We start from the raw sequence: 5798 nt of genomic DNA on the forward strand, positions 1-5798 counted from the left end.
GGGTGCGCACCCTGCAAACGTGACGGAGCAACGGGTATTTGGGGCGCAACCGGATTCAGGCCAGAGCGGCGACCGCCTCGTCGACTGAGTCCACGAGATGCACGCGGTCGGCCATGCCCCGACCTGCGGCGAGGCCCTCGAGCAGCGGCCACGCGGGAAGGTCCTCGGTCCAGTACCGCTTCCCGACCAGCACCATCGGGTTGATGGCCTCGGGCGTCGCGTAGTAGTTCTCGCACGCGTCCTGGAACACTTCCTGCACGGTGCCTGCGGCTCCCGGCAGGAAGATCACTCCCCCGTTGGCCTTCTCGAGCAGCACCGCCTCCCGGACGGCGTTCGCGAAGTACTTGGCGATGTGGGTCGCGAACAGATTCGGCGGCTCGTGCCCGTAGAACCATGTGGGGATGCCGAGGCTGGGCGTCCCACCCGGATGCAGGCCGACGACGGCGAGCGCCGCCCGGGCCCACGCGCTCACCGAGGGGCGGAAGCCGGGGACGAGGGCGAGGCGGCGGAGGGCGTCGTCGAGGGCATCCTCGGGCGTGGCTGAGAGGTAGGCACCCAGATTGGCCGCTTCCATGGCCCCCGGACCTCCGCCCGTGGCGACCACGAAGCCGGCCGCAGCGAGTCCGCGCCCGAGGCGGGCGGCGTCGTCGTACGTCTGGCTCCCCCGCAACGCGGCGTGGCCGCCCATGACCCCGACGATCCGGCGTTCGCGGAAGACCCCGGCGAGCGCGTCGTGGAGTGACTCGCCGATGTGGTGGTCGTGGAGCGCGACCGAGAGCGCGCCCTCCACGCCGGCCCGCCCCTGCTGCTTGGTCCACGCGTAGATGAGGGCGTCCGGCGTCTCCTCGTAGGGACGGAACTCGACCCCCTCGTACAGCTCCGTCCCGCTGTACAGGCCCGGGCGATAGGGGTTGAAGGGGAGCCCGGGGATCGCAGGGAACACGAGGGCGCCCCGCGCGCGGAGGGAATCCTCCATGCCCGGCGAGAGCGTGCACCCGAGGAACACCGCGCCGGAGGGATCCATCGCCTTGAGCTCCGCCGAGCGGCCCGTGAAGTCGATCGACTGCAGCTGCCACCCGGACATCCGCCGCGCGCCCCGGGCCACGAGCTCGTCGAAATGCCGGAGCGACTCGACGTCAAGCGTCCGCGGCATGGGGGTCAGCGCGGGGGTCGAGTTCATGGGGACAGACTAGCCGCGCCCGGCTCCCCAGCTTCTCCACCGGGCTCCCCAGCTTCTCAGCGGCAGCGGACGACGACGCCACGCGCCAGAGCGGGTGCCGTCGCCGAGAGTGCCAAAAAGCTGGGGAATCCGGCGGAGGTATTGGGGAGCTAGGCGCGGGCCGGAACCTCTACCCGGACCGGCCGCCCCGTCTCGAGGGACTCCTGTGCGGCGTCGGCGACCCAGGACGCCGCAACCGCGTCCTCGGGGGTGCACGGGTTGTCCCGCTCCCCGAGGACGAGCTCGACGAACGCGGCGAGCTCGGCGCGGTATGCGGCGTCGAACCGCCCAGCGAAGGTCTTGTGGGTCTCGCCTGAGGGGAAGACGACGCCGGGCTCGGTCGAGCGGAGCGCGGTCTTGTCGTCGAGGCCCACCATGACGGACGACTTCGACCCCTGGATCTCGAGCCGCACATCGTGCCCGGCTCCGTTGTACCGCGTGGCGGAGACGGTCCCGACGGTCCCGTCGTCGAAGGTGACGACGGCGAGCGCGGTGTCGACGTCGCCGACTTCGCCGATTGCCGGGTCGCCGTTATTGGAGCCACGCGCGTAGACCTCGACGATCTCGCGGTCCGTGAGCCAGCGGATGATGTCGAAGTCGTGGACGGAGCAGTCGCGGAAGAGGCCGCCCGAGGTGGCGATGAACTGGACCGAGGGCGGGACCATGTCCCCGGTCATCGCCCGGAGCGAGTGGATCCAGCCGATCTCGCCCGCCTCGAACCGGCGCTTGGCCTCGAGATAGCCGGCGTCGAAACGCCGCTGGTGGCCGATCTGCACCACCCCGCCGCGCTCGGCGATGTAGTCGAGCAGGGGCAGCGAATCCGCGAGCGAGCCTGCGACGGGCTTCTCGCAGAAGACCGGGATGCCGGCGTCGACGCCCGCTCGGATGAGCTCGGGGTGGGTCGGCGTGCCGGTCGCGACGACAAACGCGCCCACGCCGGAGTCGAGCAGTCCCCTGACCCCACCGGGGACGAACTCGGCCCCGACTTCCGTGGCAACAGCCTGCGCATGCGCCTCGGCCACATCCGTGAGCTTCAACTGGAGCTCGATGTCCCGGGCCGCGAACTGCTCTCGGAGGGCAGCGATATTGCGGGCGTGCATGACGCCGATGCGGCCGACGCCGAGCAGGCCGAGAACAACAGTCTTCAACGAGCACTCCTTCGTGGTCTTCTTGATCAAACAATTGTGGGAACGTTCCAAGGTTTGGTTTAGAGTATGCCTGCGACCGGCTCTTCGGTCAAGGTTTGTGCTGACAATTGCCGCGCGGAAGGGGGCTTCGATGGCGAAGGCCGTGACGATCCTCGACGTGGCCGCGCGCGCGGGTGTCTCCAAGTCCGCCGCGTCGCTGGCCCTCAGAGGAACCGGCTACGTGAGCAAGGCAAAACGCCAGGCCGTGCTAGCGGCGGCCGCAGAGCTCGGCTACCGCCCGAATGCCGCGGCTCGGGCCATGGGCTCGGCCCGCAGCGGCATTGTGGGGCTCGTGCTCGACGACCTCCGCAACCCGTGGTTCGTCCCCGCGGTCGAGGGCCTGTCCGAGGCGCTCCACGCCGAGGGCCTGCACCCGCTCCTCGGGGATTGGCGGCTCGAGGGCGCGGCGCTCGTGGAGCGCTTCCTCGAGCTGCGCGTCGAGGGCATCGTGGTGGTCGGCACGCTCGACGGCGCCGAGCCCGCCCTCGCCCAGCTCGGCACCCTCCCCGCGGTGCAGGTGGGCTCGCCCCGCGCGCAGGCTCCGGGCGCCGCCGTTGTGACGAATGACGACGGCGAGGGCGCCCGCCGCATCGTCCGTCACCTTGCCGAGCTGGGCCACAAGCGTGTCGCCCACCTGGGCGCGCCGGGGACGGCCGTCGGCGACGCGCGGCGCGAGGGGTTCGAGGCCGAATCCCGACGGCTCGGCCTGAGCTTCCGAACCGTCGATGCGGGGCTGACCGAAGAGGCCGGCTACCGGGTAGGCCGGGAACTGCTCTCCGCACCCGATCGTCCGAGTGCCGCGTTCGCCGTCAACGACATGGCCGCCCTCGGCCTCCTCTCCGCGGCGGGAGACCTCGGCCTCGCCGTCCCCGCAGACCTGTCGCTGGCGGGCTACGATGACACGCCCGCAGCGCGGCTGCGCGCGGTCGGCCTCACGAGCGTGGACAACGCGAGCCGGGAAGCGGGCCACGTCGCGGCGACGCTCCTGGCGGAGCGGATCGCGGGAGGCCCGTTCGAGCCGCAGCCCGTCCTCCTCGAGCCTCAGCTCAAGGCGCGCAGCAGCACCGCGCCGCCGCCCGCCGTCGTGCGTTGACTACAAACGCTCGCCTAGCAGACGCGCCTTTGTGTCAGACGAGATGAAGGACGCGGCAACCGAGTTGGCGGCGAGAGCCTCGAAGACGCCGGGGTCGAAATCGAAGGCGCTCTGCAGCGCGTCAAGGTTGTCGTCGAGATAGCCGCCGAAGTACGCCGGGTCGTCGGAGTTGATGGTGACCGTGAGGCCGAGATCGAGCATCTTCGGCAGCGGGTGCTGCCCGATCGACGGCACCGCACGCAGTCGGACGTTCGAGAGCGGGCAGACCGTCAGCGGGATCTGCTCGGCCACGAGTCGGCGGAGGAGTGCGGGATCCTCCAGCGAGCGGATGCCGTGGTCGATGCGCTCGGCGCCGAGCACGTCGAGGGCCTCCCACACATAGTCCGGCCCGCCTTCCTCCCCGGCGTGGGCCACCACGTGCAGGCCGGCGTCGCGGGCCCGCTCGAAGGTCCCACCAAAGAGCGACGGCGGGTACCCGACCTCAGCGGAATCCAGCCCGAGGCCGAGGACCGGCACCCCGCTGCCGAGAACGTCGTCGAGCATCGCATCCGCGCTCGCCACCGGCTGATCCCGCACAACGCACGCGATGATTCCGCCCGTCACGCCCGCTTCCACCCCGGCGGTCTCCAGCGCGCGGTGAACCCCTCGAAGCACAGTCGCCGCCGGCACCCCGCGGGCGGAATGAGCCTGAGGGTCCACGAAGAGCTCCACGTGCCCCACGCCGGCCGCCGCGGCGCGCCGCAAATAGGCGGCGGTGAGCTCGTAGAAGTCGGCTTCGGTGCGCAGCACGCGCATGTTCTCGTAGTACAGGTCCAAGAACGACTGCAGGTCGCGGAACTCGTAGCGGCGCGCGAGCGAGGCCTCGTCGGGATCGGCAAGATCGACCCCGTTGGCCCGCGCCCGGTCGAAGATCATGGCCGGCTCGAGGGTTCCTTCGATGTGCACATGCAGCTCGCACCAGGTGGGTGCCATGTCGCCCTCCATTCTGTTGAGCAGGTCAGAGCCGGAAGACCGGCTCGAAGTTCGGATCCGTGATCGCGGGCCGGCGCAGGGAGAACGGCTCGATCGGGTGCCGGCTGGCGCCGTCGGTGAGCAACTCGGCGAGGATCTTGCCAACAAGGCTGGCGAATTTGCCCGCGTGCCCGGCGCCGTTGAACACCGCGACATGCGGCGCGTGGGGGAGCGTGTCGAGGACGAAGGCGCGGTCGGGTGCCATGTCGTACACGCAGGTCCTGTTCGCGTAGACCGGTCCAGCGGCGGAAGGCAGGTAGCGCTCGAGGAAGCCCCGCAGGATGGCGGCTTCGTCGTCGTCGCCCTCGAAAACCCGCTCGCCGCTCTCGATGAAGCGCCCGCGCATGTCCCGCGCGAGCTTCACCGCGGGCTCGCCATAGACGGGGAAGCCGTAGAACGCCTGCTCGCCGTGGAAGATCCAGATGGGGAACCTGTCCGGGGTGAACTCGCGCAGGTTCTGAGAGCTGAAGTAGCTGACCTGCTCCTGCGAGAGCGTGAGGCGGTAGTCGAGGCCCAGGTCCGGCATGAGCTCGCCGAGCCAGGACGCCGCGGCGACCACGAGGTTGTCCGCGTCGAAGTCGCCCCGCGGAGTCCTCACCGTCACGCTGCCAGGGCGGACGACGACGCCAGTCACCCTCGTCTGCGGCACGAACTCGACGCTGTGGGCCAGGGCGAGCGACGTGTGGGCTGCAACGGACTTCCGGATGTCGATCAGCCCGCCGGCCTCCTGGTACATGCCGGTGACGCCGTCGTCGATCGTCCACTGCGGGTAACGGGTGCGGATCTCGCTCGCCGTGAGGTCCTCGAACGGGATGCCCTCGGCGGCGAGCGCGCTTCGGTACGCGTTGAGCTCGGCGAGACTGCTCTCGGCCGACGTCGCGAGGTCGAGCCCGCCCGTCTTGACGTAGAGCTGCAGTCCGGAGCGCTCCTCGACCTCGCGCCAGGCCTCGAACATGGCCGGCGTCAGCTTGGTGTAGTCCGTGCTGTGGTAGGCGTGGCGGATGATCCGCGAGACGTCGCCCGAGGAATTGAGGGTGTTGACGAGGTCGAACTGCTCGACCACGAGCACGCGGGTGCCGGGCCGCTGCGAGAGCCAGTAGGCCGCCGCGGAGCCGATCGCCCCGGCCCCGATGACGATGTGCGTGTACCCCATGCCTCTCCCCTCCCTTGGACGCCCGACCTATCCTCCCAGATCTCGTTGCCCCGTCACGGCCGCAGGGGGGACAACCAGCGGAGGGGTCGGGGCCACAAGAGGGGCCAGCGAAGGGGACGGGGCAACCGGCGGGGG

General features: G+C 70.4%; 5 protein-coding genes. 1 reads left to right on the forward strand and 4 read right to left on the reverse strand.

The window, feature by feature from the left end; all coding sequences use genetic code 11:
* Window positions 1-55: 55 nt before the first annotated feature.
* Together ACTHL9_RS13775 and ACTHL9_RS13780 are read right to left on the reverse strand one after the other, a co-directional pair.
* Window positions 56-1180 (reverse strand): LOG family protein, encoded by a 1125-nt coding sequence (locus ACTHL9_RS13775; protein ID WP_440519862.1) that lies wholly within the window; start codon window positions 1178-1180, stop codon window positions 56-58.
* Between the two features lie 149 nt (window positions 1181-1329).
* Window positions 1330-2367, reverse strand: coding sequence for a Gfo/Idh/MocA family oxidoreductase (locus ACTHL9_RS13780; RefSeq protein ID WP_440519863.1), 1038 nt, complete (start codon window positions 2365-2367; stop codon window positions 1330-1332).
* A gap of 130 nt (window positions 2368-2497) precedes the next feature.
* Between ACTHL9_RS13780 and ACTHL9_RS13785 the strand changes: the two genes are divergently transcribed.
* Complete coding sequence (locus ACTHL9_RS13785) at window positions 2498-3499, forward strand: LacI family DNA-binding transcriptional regulator (RefSeq protein WP_440519864.1); 1002 nt, start codon at window positions 2498-2500, stop codon at window positions 3497-3499.
* On the opposite strand, the gene add is transcribed toward ACTHL9_RS13785, so the two are convergent.
* The gene (add, locus tag ACTHL9_RS13790; RefSeq protein ID WP_440519865.1) at window positions 3500-4471 is read right to left on the reverse strand and encodes an adenosine deaminase; all 972 of its coding nucleotides are present in this window, start codon (window positions 4469-4471) and stop codon (window positions 3500-3502) included.
* 25 nt (window positions 4472-4496) lie between these two features.
* Window positions 4497-5663, reverse strand: a complete 1167-nt coding sequence (gene solA / locus ACTHL9_RS13795; RefSeq protein ID WP_440519866.1) for an N-methyl-L-tryptophan oxidase — start codon at window positions 5661-5663, stop codon at window positions 4497-4499.
* Window positions 5664-5798: the final 135 nt, after the last annotated feature.

Source organism: Sinomonas sp., assembly GCF_051955515.1.
Lineage (GTDB): Bacteria > Actinomycetota > Actinomycetes > Actinomycetales > Micrococcaceae > Sinomonas.

Coding starts and splice junctions, on each gene's coding strand:
- ACTHL9_RS13775 (WP_440519862.1), bottom strand. CDS start 1,180: ATGAACTCGACCCCCGCGCTGACCCCCATGCCGCGGACGCTTGACGTC.
- ACTHL9_RS13785 (WP_440519864.1), top strand. CDS start 2,498: ATGGCGAAGGCCGTGACGATCCTCGACGTGGCCGCGCGCGCGGGTGTC.
- add (WP_440519865.1), bottom strand. CDS start 4,471: ATGGCACCCACCTGGTGCGAGCTGCATGTGCACATCGAAGGAACCCTC.
- solA (WP_440519866.1), bottom strand. CDS start 5,663: ATGGGGTACACGCACATCGTCATCGGGGCCGGGGCGATCGGCTCCGCG.